Origin of the sequence: Pseudonocardia sp. (assembly GCF_050250275.1) — a bacterium.
Taxonomy (GTDB): domain Bacteria; phylum Actinomycetota; class Actinomycetes; order Mycobacteriales; family Pseudonocardiaceae; genus Pseudonocardia.
The window spans coordinates 83,986-102,825 of the sequence record NZ_JBFWOY010000020.1; the positions used below are offsets into that span (position 1 = coordinate 83,986).

Annotated in this window: 18 protein-coding genes; 15 read left to right on the forward strand and 3 right to left on the reverse strand. The window is 72.8% G+C overall.

The window, feature by feature from the left end; translation table 11 throughout:
* Window positions 1–14: 14 nt before the first annotated feature.
* Window positions 15–953 carry a serine protease gene (locus AB7F12_RS18855; protein ID WP_428499176.1) on the reverse strand — a complete coding sequence of 313 codons (939 nt, stop codon included), beginning with the start codon at window positions 951–953 and terminating at the stop codon, window positions 15–17.
* 352 nt (window positions 954–1,305) lie between these two features.
* Between AB7F12_RS18855 and ftsH the strand changes: the two genes are divergently transcribed.
* The 15 genes from ftsH (at window position 1,306) to AB7F12_RS18930 (ending at window position 17,362) form a co-directional block, all read left to right on the forward strand.
* On the forward strand, window positions 1,306–3,750 hold the full coding sequence (ftsH, locus tag AB7F12_RS18860; protein ID WP_428499175.1) for an ATP-dependent zinc metalloprotease FtsH: 2,445 nt from the start codon (window positions 1,306–1,308) through the stop codon (window positions 3,748–3,750).
* 2 nt (window positions 3,751–3,752) lie between these two features.
* Window positions 3,753–4,367 (forward strand): GTP cyclohydrolase I FolE, encoded by a 615-nt coding sequence (gene folE, locus AB7F12_RS18865; protein WP_428499174.1) that lies wholly within the window; start codon window positions 3,753–3,755, stop codon window positions 4,365–4,367.
* 3 nt (window positions 4,368–4,370) lie between these two features.
* Window positions 4,371–5,234 carry a dihydropteroate synthase gene (gene folP / locus AB7F12_RS18870; RefSeq protein WP_428499173.1) on the forward strand — a complete coding sequence of 288 codons (864 nt, stop codon included), beginning with the start codon at window positions 4,371–4,373 and terminating at the stop codon, window positions 5,232–5,234.
* 7 nt (window positions 5,235–5,241) lie between these two features.
* Window positions 5,242–5,640 carry a dihydroneopterin aldolase gene (gene folB / locus AB7F12_RS18875; RefSeq protein WP_428499172.1) on the forward strand — a complete coding sequence of 133 codons (399 nt, stop codon included), beginning with the start codon at window positions 5,242–5,244 and terminating at the stop codon, window positions 5,638–5,640.
* Window positions 5,637–6,158, forward strand: a complete 522-nt coding sequence (folK, locus tag AB7F12_RS18880) for a 2-amino-4-hydroxy-6-hydroxymethyldihydropteridine diphosphokinase (RefSeq protein ID WP_428499171.1) — start codon at window positions 5,637–5,639, stop codon at window positions 6,156–6,158. The genes folB and folK overlap by 4 nt, the downstream gene beginning before the upstream one ends.
* Before the next feature lie 11 nt (window positions 6,159–6,169).
* Window positions 6,170–6,652, forward strand: coding sequence for a DUF3180 domain-containing protein (locus AB7F12_RS18885; protein ID WP_428499170.1), 483 nt, complete (start codon window positions 6,170–6,172; stop codon window positions 6,650–6,652).
* Between the two features lie 43 nt (window positions 6,653–6,695).
* Window positions 6,696–8,117, forward strand: coding sequence for a PrsW family intramembrane metalloprotease (locus tag AB7F12_RS18890; RefSeq protein WP_428499169.1), 1,422 nt, complete (start codon window positions 6,696–6,698; stop codon window positions 8,115–8,117).
* A 216-nt stretch (window positions 8,118–8,333) separates the two neighbouring features.
* A complete protein-coding gene (locus AB7F12_RS18895; protein ID WP_428499168.1) occupies window positions 8,334–9,227 on the forward strand; it encodes a Rossmann-like and DUF2520 domain-containing protein in 894 nt (297 codons plus the stop codon).
* The gene (gene panC / locus AB7F12_RS18900; RefSeq protein WP_428499167.1) at window positions 9,224–10,108 is read left to right on the forward strand and encodes a pantoate--beta-alanine ligase; all 885 of its coding nucleotides are present in this window, start codon (window positions 9,224–9,226) and stop codon (window positions 10,106–10,108) included. Before AB7F12_RS18895 ends, panC begins: the two co-directional genes overlap by 4 nt.
* 13 nt (window positions 10,109–10,121) lie before the next feature.
* Window positions 10,122–10,547 (forward strand): aspartate 1-decarboxylase, encoded by a 426-nt coding sequence (gene panD, locus AB7F12_RS18905; protein WP_428499166.1) that lies wholly within the window; start codon window positions 10,122–10,124, stop codon window positions 10,545–10,547.
* A gap of 5 nt (window positions 10,548–10,552) precedes the next feature.
* Window positions 10,553–11,395 carry a type III pantothenate kinase gene (locus AB7F12_RS18910; protein ID WP_428499165.1) on the forward strand — a complete coding sequence of 281 codons (843 nt, stop codon included), beginning with the start codon at window positions 10,553–10,555 and terminating at the stop codon, window positions 11,393–11,395.
* A gap of 198 nt (window positions 11,396–11,593) precedes the next feature.
* Window positions 11,594–13,096: a lysine--tRNA ligase gene (gene lysS, locus AB7F12_RS18915; protein ID WP_428499164.1), complete on the forward strand. Its 1,503-nt coding sequence runs from the start codon at window positions 11,594–11,596 to the stop codon at window positions 13,094–13,096.
* A 142-nt stretch (window positions 13,097–13,238) separates the two neighbouring features.
* Window positions 13,239–13,580 (forward strand): histone-like nucleoid-structuring protein Lsr2, encoded by a 342-nt coding sequence (locus AB7F12_RS18920; protein WP_428499163.1) that lies wholly within the window; start codon window positions 13,239–13,241, stop codon window positions 13,578–13,580.
* 205 nt (window positions 13,581–13,785) lie between these two features.
* A complete protein-coding gene (locus tag AB7F12_RS18925) occupies window positions 13,786–14,628 on the forward strand; it encodes a siderophore-interacting protein (protein WP_428499162.1) in 843 nt (280 codons plus the stop codon).
* A gap of 190 nt (window positions 14,629–14,818) precedes the next feature.
* Window positions 14,819–17,362, forward strand: coding sequence for an ATP-dependent Clp protease ATP-binding subunit (locus tag AB7F12_RS18930; RefSeq protein ID WP_428501115.1), 2,544 nt, complete (start codon window positions 14,819–14,821; stop codon window positions 17,360–17,362).
* A gap of 66 nt (window positions 17,363–17,428) precedes the next feature.
* On the opposite strand, the gene AB7F12_RS18935 is transcribed toward AB7F12_RS18930, so the two are convergent.
* Together AB7F12_RS18935 and AB7F12_RS18940 are read right to left on the reverse strand one after the other, a co-directional pair.
* Entirely contained in the window at window positions 17,429–17,899 is a 471-nt protein-coding gene (locus AB7F12_RS18935; RefSeq protein ID WP_428501114.1) for a hypothetical protein, read from the reverse strand.
* A gap of 2 nt (window positions 17,900–17,901) precedes the next feature.
* Window positions 17,902–18,828, reverse strand: a complete 927-nt coding sequence (locus tag AB7F12_RS18940) for a GAF domain-containing protein (protein WP_428501113.1) — start codon at window positions 18,826–18,828, stop codon at window positions 17,902–17,904.
* Window positions 18,829–18,840: the final 12 nt, after the last annotated feature.

Sequence of the window (18,840 nt, forward strand, 5' to 3'; positions counted from 1 at the left end):
GGGCGCGTCGGCGCTCAGCCGCCCAGCGGCGGGCCCGCGGGCACGGCCACGGCCGTCGCGGGCACGCCGGGCGGGTTCGGGGTGAACGCCCGCGTGCCCGGCACCAGTGAGATCGTGCCGAGCCCGCCGTAGGCGTTCGCGTAGGCGAGCGCGCGGGCGAGGTCGGCGACGCCGTTGCTGACCGGCAGCGGCGCGAGGTTGAGCGTCGACAGGATCGCGACGGCCCCGCCGTCCGCGTCGAGGTAGCCCGATCCCGAGTCGCCGGGCACGCCCGGGTTCACCGTGTAGACCTCGTGGCCCCAGCCGCCGTCGGTGTCGCCGTTGGACACCCCGCCCTTGGGGCTCAGCGCGCTCACGCCGCCCCGCAGCGGGGAGTTGCCGTAGGTGTAGGTCTGCGCGCCCTTGGGCAGCCCGGACCGCGACACCCCGGTGGGACCGCCGAAGAACGGCATCGTCGGGTTGACCGTGGCGACGTCGGACGGGGCGATCTCGACGAGCGCGAAGTCGTTGGCGGAGCAGGCGCCCCTGTCGGTCTCGCCGCGGCCCTGCATGGTCGCCCACGAGCTGTAGGCGAGGGTGGCCTTGCGCCCGCCCGCGATGTCGACCTCGGTGCCCAGCGGCAGCGTCGTCGAGGTGCAGCCGTTGGTGTCGGTGGCCTCGCCGGTGGCCGTGCAGTGCGCGGCCTGGCCCAGGAACGTGCGCCCGCCCGCGGTGAACACGAAGTTCGCGGTGCACTGACCGCCGCCGCCCGTCGACGACAGCAGCACCCCGGGGTGGATCGCGGCCGAGGACTCCGGGGCCCACGCGGGCCCGGCGGGTGCTGCGGGGACGGTCGGTGCCGCGTGCGCGGGCTGGGCCGTGGCGGGCAGCACCGCGCCGACGATCACCACCGCCGCGGTGACGGCCGCCGCCGTGAGCACCCCGCGCAGCCGGACACCGGACCGTGCAGCCATACGTCCCCCCGAGCTCGTCGGTGTCCCAACGACCGCGACCGGTGCGGGATACCCGTTCGGGGGCGATCCTTCCGTCGACGCGTCCGGGACGGTCGCGGGGGGTCCGGGAACACCGGTGGCGTCGCGTCCGTTGACCGTTCACGTGCCGGTCCGGGTCGCTGAACCGGCCGGGAGCCTCCGACCGTGACCGGATCGCACAGCTGAGCAGCGGTGACGCGGTCGGCGGGACGGGCAGCTATCCTGGCTGATCCGGGGCCGGTGCGAGTCCGCGACGTCGTGTCCGCGACGCGCGCCGGGCGTGACCGGGGAATGTTCCGTCCAGGGAGGGTGAAGGCCGCGAGGCCGATGCTGCATGGATCGCAAGCGCCTGCTCCGCAACCCGTTGATCTGGGTCCTCGTCGTGATCCTGGTCTACTTCGCCTTCTCGACGCTGTTCGACGACACCCGCGGGTACACGCAGGAGCCGACGTCCACCGCGATCGCGCAGATCACCAGCGGGAACGTCAAGGACGCGGTGATCGAGGACAAGGAGCAGCGGCTCCGGCTGACCCTCGCCAACCCGCTGCCCGACACCCAGACGACGCAGATCATCAGCCAGTACCCGGCGTCGTCGTCGGGTGCGGTGTTCGAGGCGCTGCGTCAGGCCGGTAACAACCCGACGTTCAACACGATCGTCCGTCAGGACTCGTTCCTGATGTCGATGCTGATCTACCTGATCCCGCTCGGCCTGGTGCTGCTCATCCTGTTCTGGATGATGAACAACGCCCAGGGCGGCGGCAACCGGGTGATGTCCTTCGGCAAGTCGAAGGCCAAGCAGCTCAACAAGGACATGCCGAAGACGACGTTCGCCGACGTCGCGGGCGCCGACGAGGCCGTCGAAGAGCTGTACGAGATCAAGGACTTCCTGCAGAACCCGGGCCGCTACCAGGCCCTGGGCGCGAAGATTCCCAAGGGCGTGCTGCTCTACGGCCCGCCCGGCACCGGCAAGACGCTGCTCGCGCGTGCGGTCGCGGGTGAGGCGGGCGTGCCGTTCTACACGATCTCGGGTTCCGACTTCGTCGAGATGTTCGTCGGTGTCGGTGCCTCCCGGGTGCGTGACCTGTTCGAGCAGGCCAAGCAGAACAGCCCCTGCATCATCTTCGTCGACGAGATCGACGCGGTCGGCCGCCAGCGCGGCGCCGGCCTCGGTGGCGGGCACGACGAGCGGGAGCAGACGCTCAACCAGCTGCTCGTCGAGATGGACGGTTTCGACGCGCGCGGCGGCATCATCCTGATCGCCGCGACCAACCGTCCCGACATCCTCGACCCGGCGCTGCTGCGCCCGGGCCGGTTCGACCGTCAGATCCCGGTCGGCGCCCCCGACCTCGCGGGCCGCAAGGCCATCCTCGGGGTGCACTCCAAGGGCAAGCCGTTCGCGGGCGACGTCGACTTCGAGGCGCTGGCCAAGCGGACGGTCGGCATGTCCGGTGCGGACCTGGCCAACGTCATCAACGAGGCGGCGCTGCTCACCGCGCGCGAGAACGGCACGCTGATCAACGGGGCGGCGCTGGAGGAGTCGGTCGACCGTGTCGTCGGCGGGCCCCGGCGCAAGGGCAAGATCATCTCCGAGCAGGAGAAGAAGATCACCGCCTACCACGAGGGCGGGCACGCGCTCGCCGCGTGGGCGATGCCCGACCTGGAGCCGGTGTACAAGCTCACGATCCTGCCGCGGGGCCGCACCGGTGGGCACGCGCTCGTCGTCCCCGAGGACGACAAGGGCCTCATGACCCGGTCGGAGATGATCGGCCGGCTGGTCTTCGCGATGGGCGGGCGCAGCGCCGAGGAGCTCGTCTTCCACGAGCCCACCACGGGCGCGTCGTCCGACATCGACCAGGCCACCAAGATCGCCCGCGCGATGGTCACCGAGTACGGCATGAGCGCCAAGCTCGGCGCCGTCCGCTACGGCCGCGAGCAGGGCGACCCGTTCCTCGGCCGCTCGATGGGCAACCAGGCCGACTACTCGCTCGAGGTCGCCCACGAGATCGACGAGGAGGTGCGCAAGCTCATCGAGGCCGCGCACACCGAGGCGTGGGAGATCCTCAACACCTACCGCGACGTCCTCGACGACCTCGTCTTCGAGCTCCTGCAGAAGGAGACGCTCACCCGCAAGGACCTCGAGCGCATCTTCGACCGGGTGGAGAAGCGGCCGCGCATCACCGCGTTCAACGACTTCGGCAGCCGTACGCCGTCGGACAAGCCGCCCATCCAGACCCCGGCCGAGCGCGCCCGCGAACGCGGCGAGCCGTGGCCGCCCGACACCCGTCCCGCCCTCGAGAAGGCCCCGGTCGGGTCGTACCCGGGTGGCGGCGGCAACGGCGTCCCGGCCCCCGGTCCGGGTAACGGCGTCCCGGGTCCGGTCGGCGGCGCCTCCGGCGGTCCGCCGCCCTACGGCGGGTTCCCGCAGGCCCAGCACCAGCCGCACCAGGTGCCGCTGAAGCCGGGACAGCCGGCCGTCGGCGGGCACCACCCGCCGCGCCCGGCCCAGCCCGGCCCGGGCCAGCCGCCCAACGCCGTCCCGCCCAACTACGGCGCCCCGGCCGACTGGCGGCCCGCGACCACCCCGGCCGGCCAGACCTGGCCGCCGCCGCAGTGGCAGCAGCCCGCCGACCCGACCGGGCCCGCGGCCCACGCCGGCAACGGCCACCACGCCCACGGCCCCGGCACCGAGAGCCTCACCCCGCCCGACGGGACCGCCGGACCCACCAACGGGACCCGGCCGACCGACGGGACCGAGGAACGTCCCGGGCAGGGGTCCTGACAGTGGCCTCCACCTCCGCGAGTGCCCAGGCGACCACCAACGGGCACCGCGGCATCGACCAGGCCCGTGCCGAGGCCGCGGTCCGTGAACTGCTCGTCGCCGTGGGCGAGGACCCGGACCGCGAGGGGCTGCGCGAGACCCCCGCCCGGGTCGCGCGCGCCTACGCCGAGCTGTTCGCCGGCCTCTACACCGACCCGGACGCGGTGCTGGACAAGACGTTCGACGAGGACCACCAGGAGCTCATCCTCGTCCGCGACATCCCGCTGTTCTCGACCTGCGAGCACCACCTGGTGCCCTTCCACGGGATCGCGCACGTCGGTTACATCCCGAACGTCACCGGCCGGGTCACGGGCCTGTCCAAGATCGCCAGGGTCGTCGACAACTACGCGCGGCGCCCGCAGGTGCAGGAGCGGCTCACCGGCCAGGTCGCCGACGCGCTCGTGCGCAAGCTCGAGCCGCGCGGCGTGATCGTGGTGATGGACGCCGAACACCTCTGCATGGCGATGCGTGGGGTCCGCAAGCCCGGGGCGCGGACGACGACGTCGGCCGTCCGCGGCATCTTCGCGACGTCCTCGACGTCCCGGGCCGAAGCGCTGTCGCTGATCCGGGGCGGCTGACCCGTGGCGCGCGACCTGCCGCGGCCCGGCCGGTGCGCGGTTCTGGGGATCCTCAACGTCACCCCGGACTCCTTCTCCGACGGCGGCCGCTTCCTCGACACGGGCGCCGCCGTCGCCCACGGGGTCGCCCTGCGTGACGCGGGCGCCGACCTCGTCGACGTCGGCGGCGAGTCGACGCGCCCCGGCGCGCACCGGGTCCACGCCGAGGAGGAGCGCGGCCGGGTGCTGCCCGTGATCCGCGCGCTCACCGCCGAAGGGGTGCCCGTCAGCATCGACACCACCCGTGCCGACGTCGCCGAGGCGGCGCTGGAGGCGGGTGCGGTCGTCGTCAACGACGTGTCGGGCGGCCTGGCCGACGAGCGGATGGCGGCCGTCGTCGCGCACGCCAGGGTGCCGTGGGTCCTCATGCACTGGCGCGGGCACAGCGACCGGATGGCCGACCTCGCCACCTACGACGACGTCGTCACCGAGGTGCGCGACGAGCTGGTCGCCCGTGCCGACGCCGCTGTGCTCGCGGGGGTCGACCCGTCGCGGATCGTGCTCGACCCGGGGCTGGGGTTCGCCAAGACCGCCGACCACAACTGGGCGCTGCTGCGCCGCCTCGACGTCCTCGTCGAGCTGGGCTTCCCCGTCCTGGTGGGGGCGTCGCGCAAGCGGTTCCTCGGCACGCTGCTCGGCGACGACGCCGGTGTCCGCCCGCCCGGCGGGCGCGAGACCGCGGGCGCCGCCGTCACCGCGCTCGCGGCGCAGGCCGGGGCGTGGGGGGTGCGGGTGCACGACGTCGCGTCGTCGGCCGACGCCATCGCCGTCGCGTGTGCGTGGCGGCTCGGCGCGGCACCCGACCGTGCGAGGAGGACGAACCGGTGAGCCGACCATGACCGACCGCATCGAGCTGCGCGGGCTGCGGGTCCGCGGCAACCACGGCGTGTTCGACCACGAGCGCCGCGACGGGCAGGACTTTGTCGTCGACGTGACGGCCTGGATCGACCTGGCCGCGGCCGCCGCGTCCGACGACCTGGCCGACACCCTCGACTACGGGGCGCTCGCCCAGCGCGCGGCGGCGATCGTCGGCGGCGAGGCGTGCGACCTCATCGAGACCGTCTCCGCCCGGGTCGCCGACGACCTCATGGAGTTCGACGCGCGGCTGCAGGCCGTCGAGGTGACGATCCACAAGCCGCAGGCGCCGATCCCGCTGGAGTTCGCCGACGTGGCCGTCGTGGCGCGGCGGTCGCGGAAGGCCCACAACGCCCGCGGACGGATCGTGCCGGCATGACCCGTGCCGTGCTGAGCCTCGGGTCCAACCTCGGCGACCGGATCGCGCACCTGCGCGCGGTCGTCGCCGACATGGCCGACGTGCTCGTCGCGGTGTCGCCGGTGTACGAGACGGCGCCGTGGGGCGGGGTGGAGCAGCCCGACTTCCTCAACGCGGTGGTCGTCGTCGACGACCCGGCCGCCGACGCGTGGGCGTGGCTGCGCCGCGGGCAGCGCCTGGAGCAGGCCGCGCACCGGGTCCGTGAACAGCGCTGGGGGCCGCGGACGCTCGACGTCGACGTCGTGGCGGTGTTCGACGACGGCCGCGACGTCCGCAGCGACGACCCGGAGCTGCTGCTGCCCCATCCCGGCACGCCGGAGCGGGCGACGGTGCTGGTCCCGTGGCTCGACGTCGACCCGGACGCGGTCCTGGCCGGGCGCGGCCCGGTCCGGGCCCTGCTCGCGGCGCTGCCGCCCGGGGACGCCGCCGCGATGCGCCGCCGCGACGACCTGCCGCTGCGGGTCCGGGCCGTCCCGTGAGACCCGTCCGGGTGCGCGATCTCGTCGTCGCCGGGCTGGTCGCGGCGGTCGTCGCCCACCTGATCGTCCGGCTCACCTACGGCTCGCTGCCCACGTTCCCGCTGCTGGCCGGCATCACCCTCGCCGTCCTCGGCGGCGCCGAGGCGATCGCGGGGACGATGCTGCGGGCCCGTATCCAGCACCGCCCCGGCACGAGGCCGGTGGAGCCGCTGGTCGCGGCTCGCGCCGTCGTCGTCGCGCAGGCGTCGGCGATGGGCGGCGCCGTCGTCGCCGGGCTGTGGCTCGGCCTGCTCGTGTACGTCCTGCCCGGCGTCGGCGAGGTCGACGCCGCCGGATCCGACGCCCGCGCCGCCACCGTCGGCATCGTGTCGGCGCTCGTGCTGCTGGCCGGTGGGCTGTGGCTGGAACGCTGCTGCCGCACCCCCGACGACCCGGGCGCCGACGGCCCCGACCGCGGCACCACCGGATCGGGTGGCGCGCACCCGGGACGCTGACGCCTGATCGTCGGGGCGGGGCCGCCCCGTAGGCTGGGGGCCCATGACGCAGGCCCACACTGTCGCGATCCCGACCAGGACCCGGCACCGCCGGGTGGTCCTCGCGCCGATCATCGGCCTCGTCGTCCTCGGGATGTGCGCGCTCGTCGTCATCGGCATCCTGGGATCGACGATCGGGGTGGGCGCGGTCGTCGTCGGTGCGGTGTGCGCGTTGCTGCCGGTCGGCCCGGTCGTCGCCACGTTCCTGTGGATCGACCGCTGGGAGCCCGAACCGCCGCGGCTGCTGCTGCTGGCGTTCCTGTGGGGAGCGGGGTTCGCGGCCCTGTCGGCGCTGCTGATCAACAGCAGCGCCGCCGTCGCCGCCGACGGGCTGCTCGGCAAGGGCAGCGGCGACCTGCTGGGCGCCACCATGATCGCGCCGTTCGTCGAGGAGGCCGTGAAGGGCCTGTTCCTCATCGGGCTGCTCGTGTTCATGCGCCGCGAGATCGACGGCATCGTCGACGGGATCGTCTACGCCGGCCTCGTCGCCGCCGGTTTCGCGTTCACCGAGAACATCCTCTACATCGGGCGCGCCTTCGCCGAAGGCATGGGCACGCAGAGCAGCGTCCTCACCGTCCTGATCCTGCGCGGGGTGTTCTCCCCGTTCGCCCATCCGCTGTTCACCGCCATGATCGGTATCGGGGTGGGGCTCGCGGCGGCGTCGCGGTCGGTCGCGGCCCGCGTCGGCTGGGTGCTGTGCGGCTACCTGTGCGCGGTCGCGCTGCACGCGCTGTGGAACGGCTCGGCGACGCTGGGCGGCAGCTCGGCGTTCATCACGGTCTACGTCGCGGTGATGGTGCCGGTCTTCATCGGGATGGTCGTCCTCGTCGTCTGGCAGCGACGCCGCGAGCAGCGGACGGTCGCCGAGCAGCTGCCCGGGTTCGCCGCGGCGGGCTGGATCGCGCAGAGCGAGGTCGAGCTGCTGGCCAGTCTCACCGGGCGGCGCGGGTGGCGGCGGGCGGTCCGCAGCCGCTCCGGCCCGCAGGCGGCCAAGGCCGTCGCCGAGTACCAGGCGGCGGTCACGGAGATGGCGTTCATGCGCGCCCGCATCGCCCGCGGCGCGGTCCGCGACAGCGCCCAGCAGCGCCACGACGAGATGCTGCTGCTGCTCAAGAAGTCCCGCGCGAAGGCCCTCGGGATGCCCGACGCGCTCAGCGCGGCGTGGAAGCAGCAGCCCCCGCCCGGCTGGGAGCCGCCGACGGTCATGTCCGCCCCGCCGGGGCCCGCGGGCAAGCTCGTGGTGCCCCGTCCGCCGACGGCCCCGCACGCCCCGGGCCCGGTCGGCCCACCGCGGCCGCGACCGATGAACGTGCCGCCGCCGCCTCGCCCCGGCCCCCCGCCGCCCGGGTTCGGTCCGCCGCCCCCGGGCTACGGCCCGCCCCCGCCCGGCTACCGCCCCCCGCCGCCCCCACCACGCCGTCCCTAGCTTGCGCTGCCCGGGCAGCACACCCAGCCCCTGTCAGCGGCCTTGACCGGCCGTGATCGGCCCGGGGCCGGCAGACGTGGCGTACGCCGCTGGTGAAGCAGCTCACGCGGCCCCACCCGCGGAGAATCCGTCCGTCTAACCTGTGCTCGTCGTCAGCAGTGGCCGACACCTCGTCCGGTACCCGCCAACGGGACTGGAACGGGCAAGGAGCAGGTGATGAGTGCAGGCAGGCCTGCGCGGCTCGCCGTCGGAGTGGTCTCCGCGGGCCGGGTGGGTTCCGTGATCGGTGCCGCTCTGGCAGCCGCGGGACACCACGTCGTCGCCACGTCCGGGGTGTCCCGGGCGTCGGTCCAGCGGGCCGGGACGCTGCTGCCCGGCGTGCCGTTGCTGCCGCCCGACGAGGTGGCCACCGGCGCCGATCTGGCGCTGCTCGCCGTCCCCGACGACGTGCTGCCCGGGCTGGTCCGCGGCCTCGCCGCCGCCGGGGCGTTCCGGCCGGGCCAGATCGTCGTGCACACCTCGGGTGCGCACGGCGTCGCGGTACTCGACGCGGCGGTCGAGTACGGGGTGCTGCCGCTCGCACTGCACCCGGCGATGACGTTCACCGGGCGCGTCGAGGACGTGCAGCGGCTGACGTCGTGCTGCTTCGGCGTCACCGCCCCCGAGCCCGACGAGGCGGCCTGGAGCGTCGGCGAGGCGCTCGTCGTCGAGATGACGGCCGAGCCCGTCCGGGTGCCGGAGGCGGTCCGCCCGCTCTACCACGCCGGGCTCGCCCACGGCGCGAACCATCTGGTCACGCTCGTCCGCGACGCCGCGGACCTGCTCGCGAAGGCGGGCATCGAGCCCGCGGAGCGGCTGCTCGGACCGCTGCTGTCGGCCGCGCTCGACAACGCGCTGCGCCACGGGGACCGCGCCCTCACCGGTCCCGTCGCGCGCGGCGACGTCGGCACCGTCGCCACCCACCTGCGGGTCCTCGACGCCGCCGACCCCGACGTCGCCCGCACCTACCGGACCCTCGCGGGGCGCACCGCCCGCCGGGCCCTGGCTGCCGGGCTCCTGCCCGAACAGGCGGCCGCCGACGTGCTCACCACCCTCCGGGAGGACTCATGACCGCCGCCACCGCCCGGACCGCGGGCGGGTACCGCCCCGGTGAGCTCACCGTGCACCGCGTGCCCGCCGACCTGAACGCGGTCAGCCGCGCGCTGCGGGGCGCGGGCCGCAAGGTCGCGTTGGTCCCGACGATGGGCGCCCTCCACGAGGGGCACCGCGAACTGATCCGGCACGCCCGGCTGCTGCCCGGCTCGACCGTCACGGCCGTGTCGATCTTCGTCAACCCGCTGCAGTTCGGCCCGGACGAGGACCTGTCGCGCTACCCGCGGCCCCTGGAGGCCGACCTCGAGGTGCTGCGCGAGGAGGGCGTCGAGCTGGCGTTCGTCCCGTCGGTCGACGACATGTACCCGCCCGGCGCGCAGACCCGGATCGTGCCGGGCCCGCTCGCCGACGAGCTGGAGGGCTCGGTCCGCCCGGGCCACTTCGAGGGCGTGCTGACGGTCGTCGGCAAGCTCTTCCAGATCGTCGCGCCCGAGATCGCGCTGTTCGGCGAGAAGGACTACCAGCAGCTCGTGCTGCTGCAGAAGATGGTGCGCGACCTCGACTTCCCGCTCTCCATCGTCGGTGTCCCGACGGTCCGCGAGGCCGACGGGCTCGCGCTGTCCTCGCGCAACGTCTACCTCTCCGACGAGCAGCGCGCCGCCGCGCCCACCCTGCAGCGGGCGCTGAAGGAGGGCGCATCGGTCTCGGCCCGCGGCGCGGCCGCGGTCCTCGCCCGCGCCCGCGAGGTGCTCGCCGCCGAGCCGCTGTTCGACGTCGAGTACCTGGAGCTGCGCGACCCCGAGCTCGGCCCGACCCCGGAGGCCGGTCGTGCGCGGCTGCTCGTCGCCGCCAGGGTCGGCACCACCCGCCTGATCGACAACGTCCCCGTCCAGCTCTGAGCCGGAGGCCACCGTGTTCCGCACGATGATGAAGTCCAAGATCCACCGTGCGACGGTCACCCAGGCCGACCTGCACTACGTCGGCTCGGTCACCGTCGACCTCGACCTCATGGAGGCCGCGGACCTGCTCGAGGGCGAGCAGGTCGCGATCGTCGACATCACCAACGGCGCCCGGCTGGAGACCTACGTCATCCCCGGCGAGCGCGGCTCCGGCGTCATCGGTATCAACGGTGCCGCCGCACACCTCGTCCACCCGGGCGACCTCGTCATCCTCATCTCCTACGGGCAGTTCGACGAGGTCGAGCTCGCCGCCTACGACCCGCGGGTCGTGTTCGTCGACGCCGGCAACCGCGTCGTCGAGGTCGGCGACGACCCCGGGCACGCCCCCGCTGGATCGGGTCTGACGTCGGGCTCGGTCACCCGGCTGCGACCGGCCTGACGGCGGTGCTGCTCTGCATCGACGTCGGCAACACCCAGATCGCGCTGGGTCTCTACCGGGACACCCCCGCCGCCGAGGTCGCCGAGGACGGGGCGGAGCCCGATCCGCGGCCCGCGCTCGTGCGCGACTGGCGGATGCGTACCGACGCCCGGATGACCGCCGACGAGCTGGAGGTCGCGATCAACGGCCTGCTCGGCGAGTGGGCCACCGAGGTCACCGGGATCGCAGCCCTGTCGACGGTCCCGTCGCTGCTGCGCGAGCTGCGCCTCATGCTGGACCGCCGCGCCGCACGGATGCCGACGGTCGTCGTCGGCCCCGGCGTGCGCACCGGAGTGCCGCTGCTCGTCGACAACCCGCGTGAGGTGGGTGCCGACCGCGTCGTCAACACGCTCGCCGCCCACCGCATCTTCGGGACGGCGTGCGTCGTCGTCGACTTCGGGACCTCGACCAACATCGATGTCGTCTCCGCGCGCGGTGAGTTCCTGGGTGGCGCGCTGGCCCCGGGGATCGAGATCTCGATGGAGGCGTTGGCGACCCGGGCCGCGGCGCTGCGGACCGTCGAGCTGGTGCGGCCGCGCTCGGTGATCGGCAAGAACACCGTCGAGTGCCTGCAGTCCGGGGTGATCTTCGGGTTCGCCGGTCAGGTCGACGGCCTGGTCGACGCCATCGTCGCCGAGATGGGCCCCAAGGCCGGCCCGGTCACGGTCCTGGCCACGGGCGGGCTGGCCCCGCTGATGGACGGGGTGTCGCGCACGATCACCGCGTTCGTCCCCGACCTCACGCTGCTGGGGCTGCGGCTGACCTACCTGCGCAACGTCCACGCGGCGGCGGGCGCCGCGACGCGGTAGCACCCTCCGCGCGCAACCTCACGGTCGTCCGGCGGCCCGGGGGCAGCAGCAGGGTTGCGAGCCGACCCCCGCGCGCAACCTCACGGTCGTCCGGCGGCCCGGGAACAGCGGTGAGGTTGCGTGCGGATTCTCGGCGACGGCCGCCGGTACGTGCACCGATGACGGGACGCCGCGGGCACGTGGCTAACCTTGCTCGGCGTGACCGACGAGCACTCCACGCCCTCCGACGCCGACCTCCCCGAGCAGCTCCGGGTGCGCCGGGCCAAGCGGGCGGAACTGCTCGAACAGGGCATCGACCCCTATCCCGTCGAGGCAGGCCGCACGCACACGCTGCGGGAGATCCGCGACGCCCACCCCGACCTCCCCCCGGACACGTCGACGGGCGACCGCGTCGCCGTCGCCGGCCGGGTGATGTTCCTGCGCAACACCGGAAAGCTGTGCTTCGCGACGCTACGCGAGGGCGACGGTACCGAGCTGCAGGCCATGCTCAGCCTGGCTGCCGTCGGCGACGACGCGCTCGCGAGCTGGAAGGCCGTCGTCGACCTGGGCGACATAGTCCTCGTCGAGGGCGAGGTCATCACCAGCCGCCGTGGCGAGCTGTCGGTGTCGGCGACGTCGTGGCGGATGCTGGCCAAGGCCGTCCGCCCGCTCCCGGTGGCCCACCGCGAGCTGTCGGAGGAGACGCGGGTCCGGCAGCGCTACGTCGACCTCATCGTGCGGCCCAAGGCGCGCGAGATGGTGCGGGCGCGGTCCACTGTCCTGCGCACACTGCGCCGCGTGTTCGAGGAGCGCGGCTACATCGAGGTCGAGACGCCGATGCTGCAGGTGCTGCACGGCGGCGCCACGGCCCGGCCGTTCGTCACGCGCTCGAATGCGCTCAGCCAGGATCTGTACCTGCGGATCGCGCCCGAGCTGTTCCTGAAGCGCGCGGTGGTCGGCGGGATCGAGCGGGTCTTCGAGCTGAATCGTGTTTTCCGCAACGAGGGGATCGACTCCACTCACTCCCCGGAGTTCGCGATGCTCGAGGCATACCAGGCCTATGCGACCTATGACGACATGGCAGAGCTCGTTCGGGACCTCATCCTCGAAAGCACGCGGGCCGTCTTCGGTTCCACGGTCGTCACGCGCGCCGACGGAACCGAACACGATCTCGGCCGTCCGTGGCGCAGTGTCACACTTCATGCCTCCGTGGCCGAGGTGGTGGGCGAAGAGGTGACGATCGACACCTCCGCCGAAACGCTGCGTAAGATCGCGGCCGATCACGATGTCGAGCTGAAGGATTCCTGGTCGGCCGGCGAGATCGTCCTGGAACTGTTCGAGAAGCTCGTGGAGCACACCCTGGTGGAGCCCACGTTCGTCCGTGACTACCCGGTGGAGGTCAGGCCGCTCACCCGGCAGCACCGAGACGATCCGCGACTCGCGGAGGCGTGGGACCTCATCGTTTTCGGAACCGAGCTCGCGACGGCGTACTCCGAACTCGTCGATCCCGTGGAACAGCGGGAGCGGCTGTACCGGCAGTCGTTGCTGGCCGCCGCGGGTGATCCCGAGGCCATGCAGCTCGACGAGGACTTCCTGCGGGCCATGGAGTACGGCATGCCGCCGACCGGTGGCATGGGCATGGGCGTCGACCGGCTCCTGATGACCCTCACCGGCCTCGGTATTCGGGAGACAATTCTCTTCCCGCTCGTTCGGTCGGAGTGACGTCCGTCGCCGGACGTGTCATTTCGTTCCGGCGCGGGGTGACTCGGCTCGACACCGCAGTTGCAATACGGATAGAGTCCGTTTTCGTGGCGACGCCACAGTTGCAGGGACTCAATGCGTTGCGAGAATGGAGGCTGCGGCGGTGGCGCAGATCCGTGAGATCAGACTGATCGACGACCTGGATGGGGACGCGGCGGACGAGACCGTCGAGTTCGGGATCGACGGCAGGACCTACGAGATCGACTTGTCCGAGTCGAATGCCGGAAAGCTGCGGGACGCACTGGCGTCCTATGTCGCGGCGGCCCGGCGCGCCGGTGGACGGCGCCGCGCCGCGGCCGCCTCCGCACCGGCGAATCGGCGGCAGTCCGTCGACCGGGAACAGAACCAGGCAATTCGGGATTGGGCCCGGAAGCGTGGGATGAAGGTCTCGGACCGCGGCCGCATCCCGGCCGAGGTGCTCGAGGCTTATCACCAGGAGAACTGAACCGGCCGAATGTGCCGGAACGAGCGGGGCCGATCGAATTCGATCGGCCCCGCTCGCGTTCCCGGGGGAGTGTTCCGGATGCGTTCCGGGTAGGTCCTCGCGACGAGCCGCGGCCGCGTCTCCGTCACGGTTAGGGTGGCCTGGGTAGCTGCCGGGCGGGCGCGTCGGCAGCGCGACGCCCGCGACGAACCCAAGGGAGGGACCGATGGCCCGTTCGGCCACGAGCCTCGAGGTACTGCGGACCGAGAGGATCGGCCCGCACATGATCCGTGTGGTCGCGGGCGGACCGGGACTCGCGCAGTTCCCGGACACCGACCACACGGACCGTTACGTCAAGATCGTCTTCCCGCCACCCGGCGTCGACTACCCCGAGCCGTTCGACATCGAGGCGATCCGCCGCGACCTCCCGCGCGACCAGTGGCCCCGCACACGGACCTACACCGTCCGTGCCCTCGACCACACGACAGGCGAGCTGACGATCGACTTCGTCCACCACGGCGACAGCGGCCTCGCCGGGCCGTGGGCCGCCGCCGCCCGCCCCGGCGACACACTGCGCCTGCTCGGCCCCGGCGGCGCTTACGCGCCGAACCCCGCCGCCGGCTGGCACCTGTTCGTCGGCGACGACGCCGCGCTGCCCGCCATCGGCGCGGCCGCGGAGCGGCTCCCGCGCGGAGCGACGGCCCTGGCGGTCCTCCAGGTCGACACCGCCGACGACCATCAGGACCTGCGCAGCTACGCCGACCTGACCGTCACCTGGCTGCACCGCGCCGACCTGCCCGCCGGTGACGACCCGGGCCAGGCCGCGGCCGCCCAGCTCCTCGGCGCCGTGGCCGCCCTGCGCTTCCCCGACGGCGCGGTCCACGCCTTCGTCCACGGTGAGGCCGGCGCGGTCAAGGCGCTCCGCAGACACCTGCTCGGCGAGCGTTCGGTGCCCCGCGACGCGCTCTCCGTGTCGGGCTACTGGCGCCGTGGCCGTGACGAAGAGGGCTTCCGCATCGCCAAGGCGGAGGAGCGCGCCGCCGAGGAATCCGCGGTGCAGGGGCGCTGACCACAGGGTTCGCCCCGTCGCCGGGAATCCGGACAGCGTCGACGGATGTTGTGTGGACCGGACCCACATCGCGGCGGACGGAGGCGGTGGGGCCGGTCGGACCGATACAGTGGTATGGGGCGTCCGCGGCGCAGCGTCACAGGGATGCTGGACGTGCCGCATGTGTGGACGCAGCAGGCAAGGAGTGCGAATGTTCGAGAGGTTCACCGACAGAGCAAGGCGTGTTGTCGTCCTGGCGCAGGAAGAGGCCAGGATGCTCAACCACAACTACATCGGGACCGAGCACATCCTCCTTGGCCTGATCCACGAGGGTGAGGGTGTCGCCGCCAAGGCGCTCGAGTCGCTCGGGATCGCCCTGGAGGGTGTCCGTCAGCAGGTCGAGGAGATCATCGGCCAGGGGCAGCAGGCACCGTCGGGACACATCCCGTTCACGCCCCGGGCGAAGAAGGTCCTGGAGCTCTCGCTCCGCGAGGCGCTCCAGCTCGGCCACAACTACATCGGCACCGAGCACATCCTGCTCGGCCTGATCCGCGAGGGCGAGGGCGTCGCGGCGCAGGTGCTGGTCAAGCTGGGGGCCGACCTCAACCGGGTCCGTCAGCAGGTTCTCCAGCTGCTGTCCGGCTACCAGGGCAAGGAGCCCGCCGAGGCCTCCGCAGGCCGCGGCGAGGGCACACCGTCGTCCTCCCTCGTGCTCGACCAGTTCGGTCGCAACCTCACCCAGCAGGCCCGTGAGGGCAAGCTGGACCCGGTCATCGGCCGGGAGAAGGAGATCGAGCGGGTCATGCAGGTCCTCTCCCGGAGGACCAAGAACAACCCCGTCCTGATCGGCGAGCCCGGCGTCGGCAAGACCGCCGTCGTCGAGGGCCTGGCCCAGGGCATCGTCAAGGGCGAGGTGCCCGAGACGCTCAAGGACAAGCAGCTCTACACCCTCGACCTGGGCTCCCTGGTCGCGGGCTCCCGGTACCGCGGTGACTTCGAGGAGCGCCTCAAGAAGGTGCTCAAGGAGATCCGCACGCGCGGCGACATCATCCTGTTCATCGACGAGATCCACACCCTCGTCGGGGCGGGTGCCGCCGAGGGCGCGATCGACGCGGCGAGCATCCTCAAGCCGATGCTGGCCCGCGGCGAGCTGCAGACGATCGGTGCCACCACGCTCGACGAGTACCGCAAGTACGTCGAGAAGGACCCCGCGCTGGAGCGTCGTTTCCAGCCGATCCAGGTGGGCGAGCCGAGCGTCACGCACACCATCGAGATCCTCAAGGGTCTGCGCGACCGCTACGAGTCGCACCACCGGGTCACCATCACCGACCCGGCGCTCGTCGCCGCGGCCACGCTGGCCGACCGCTACATCTCCGACCGCTTCCTCCCGGACAAGGCGATCGACCTGATCGACGAGGCCGGGGCCCGGATGCGCATCCGTCGGATGACGGCGCCGCCGGACCTGCGCGAGTTCGACGAGAAGATCGCCGGCGTGCGTCGCGACAAGGAGTCGGCGATCGACGCGCAGGACTTCGAGCGTGCCGCGTCGCTGCGCGACACCGAGAAGCAGCTGCTCGGCCAGAAGGGCGAGCGGGAGAAGCAGTGGAAGTCGGGCGACCTCGACGTCGTCGCCGAGGTCGACGACGAGCAGATCGCCGAGGTCCTCGCCAACTGGACCGGTATCCCCGTGTTCAAGCTCACCGAGGAGGAGACGACCCGTCTGCTCCGCATGGAGGACGAGCTGCACAAGCGGATCATCGGCCAGGAGGAGGCCGTCAAGTCGGTCTCGCAGGCCATCCGCCGTACGCGGGCCGGCCTGAAGGACCCGAAGCGCCCCTCGGGCTCGTTCATCTTCGCCGGCCCGTCCGGTGTCGGTAAGACGGAGCTGTCCAAGGCGCTGGCGAACTTCCTGTTCGGCGAGGACGACGCGCTCATCCAGATCGACATGGGTGAGTTCCACGACCGCTACACCGCCTCGCGGCTCTTCGGTGCCCCTCCCGGGTACGTGGGCTACGAGGAGGGTGGCCAGCTCACCGAGAAGGTCCGGCGCAAGCCGTTCTCGGTCGTGCTGTTCGACGAGATCGAGAAGGCCCACCAGGAGGTCTACAACACCCTCCTGCAGGTGCTGGAGGACGGTCGCCTGACCGACGGCCAGGGCCGGACGGTGGACTTCAAGAACACCGTCATCATCTTCACCTCGAACCTGGGTACCCAGGACATCTCGAAGGCGGTCGGGCTCGGCTTCGCGCAGAGCAACGACGAGGCGTCGAACTACGAGCGGATGAAGACGAAGGTCCACGACGAGCTGAAGAAGCACTTCAGGCCGGAGTTCCTCAACCGTATCGACGACATCATCGTCTTCCACCAGCTCACCGAAGAGCAGATCATCACGATGGTCGACCTCATGATCACGCGCGTCGAGGCGCAGCTGGCGAACAAGGACATGGGCATCGAGCTCACTCCCGCCGCCAAGTCGCTGCTCGCGCGTCGTGGTTTCGACCCCGTGCTGGGCGCCCGGCCGCTGCGCCGGACCATCCAGCGCGAGATCGAGGACCAGCTGTCGGAGAAGATCCTCTTCGGCGAGATCGAGGCGGGCCAGATCGTGGTCGTGGACGTCGAGGGTCTCGACCCCGACGCCCCGGAAGGTTCGCGCGCGGCCGACGACAAGGCGCACTTCACCTTCCGCGGTGAGGCGCGTTCGGCGGCGCTCGTTCCCGACGCCCCGCCCGTCGACATGGCGAAGACGGACGACTGATCTCCGTCTGATCGGCTGACCGGGAAGCCGGTCCGGACCCTCGGGTCCGGGCCGGCTTCGTCCGTGTCAGAGGCAGTTGTCCAGCCGGGCCCGCAGCACGGCCCGGCGCGGGTCGGCTGCGCGCAGGCCGGCGAGCAGCCGGCGGGCGACCTCGGGATCGGCGGCGCCCTCCGGCGTCGTCGAGAACATCCACAGCGCCTCGACGTCGCCGCTGTCGAGCACCGCGTGCCGGACGGCTGCGGCGAGCTGCTCGCGTTCGTCGAGTACCCCCGGCGCCTCCGAGGACGGCAGCAGCGGCCCCCGGTACAGCTCGACGGCCCGGCGCAGCTGACCCGCGGCGAGCGCGTCACGGACGTGGAGGAAGTCGGCGTCGACGCGTGCCTGCAGCCGGTAGGGCCGGGTGCGGACGACGCCGGCGTCGAGGGCGAGCCGCAGCCGGTCCATCTCCGCCCGCACGGTCACGGCCTTGTCGGCGTCGCCGTGCAGGTCGGCGGCCAGCTGGTCCGCGGAGCGGCCGGCGGGGTGCAGGGCGAGCAACGTCAGCAGCTCGGCGTGGCGCCGGGTGAGCCGGATGCGGCGGTCGCCGGACGACGCGCTGGGGCGGTCGGCGCCCAGGAAGGCAGCCCCAGCGCCGGGAGCACTCGACGGCCGGGCCGGCGCAACCGCAGCAGCCAGCCCTCCGCCAGCGGCTCGAGCACGACCTCGCCCTGCTCGCCCAGCGACAGCGACCCACCCGGAAGGTCGGGGAGGTCCACCCTGTCGGGTAGCCAGCCGGCGGGATGGGCGGCGAGCACCCTCCCCTGAGGGGTGAGCAGTGCGCCGGGCTCGTCGCGCAGCCGGGTGAGGTGCCCGAGGTTGCGGGCGCGCATCCGCTCGTCGCGCACGGCGGCGAGCGTCGCCAGCTGGTTCTCCGCGAGCCGGGCGGCCGCGACGACGAGCGCGAGCGTCGCCGGGTGGAGCGAGGCGTTGGGCCCGGTGACGTCGACGACCCCGATCAGCCGGCCGTCCTCCGGGTCGTGGATGGGTGCCGCGGCGCGCGTCCAACAGTGGCGCCCGCGGACGAGGTGCTCGGCCGAGTGGATCGTGACGGGCGAGCCGGCAGCCGGCGCGGTGCCGGCCCGGTCGCCGCGTCGCAGCACGTCATGGCTGCTGTCGCGCCACAGGACGTGCCCGTGCGCATCGGTCACGATCATCCTGTGCCGGGCCTCGTCGGCGATGCCCAGCAACGTCTCCCGCAGCACCGTCATGGCCGGCGCGAGCGGGTGGGCGCCCCGGATGTCGGCGATCTCGGTCTGTTCGGGGCAACGGGTCGCGGCGCCCCGGTCCGGGCCGACGTGTGGGTCCGACGAGCGCGCCCAGGGCTCCGACCCGAGGTTGCGCGGCGCCACGGACGCCCGCTCCCCGCTCGTCACGGCGTCGTAGGTCCGGGCCAGAACCATGGCCCTCTCGACCGGATCTGTCGTCATGTCGTCGATGGC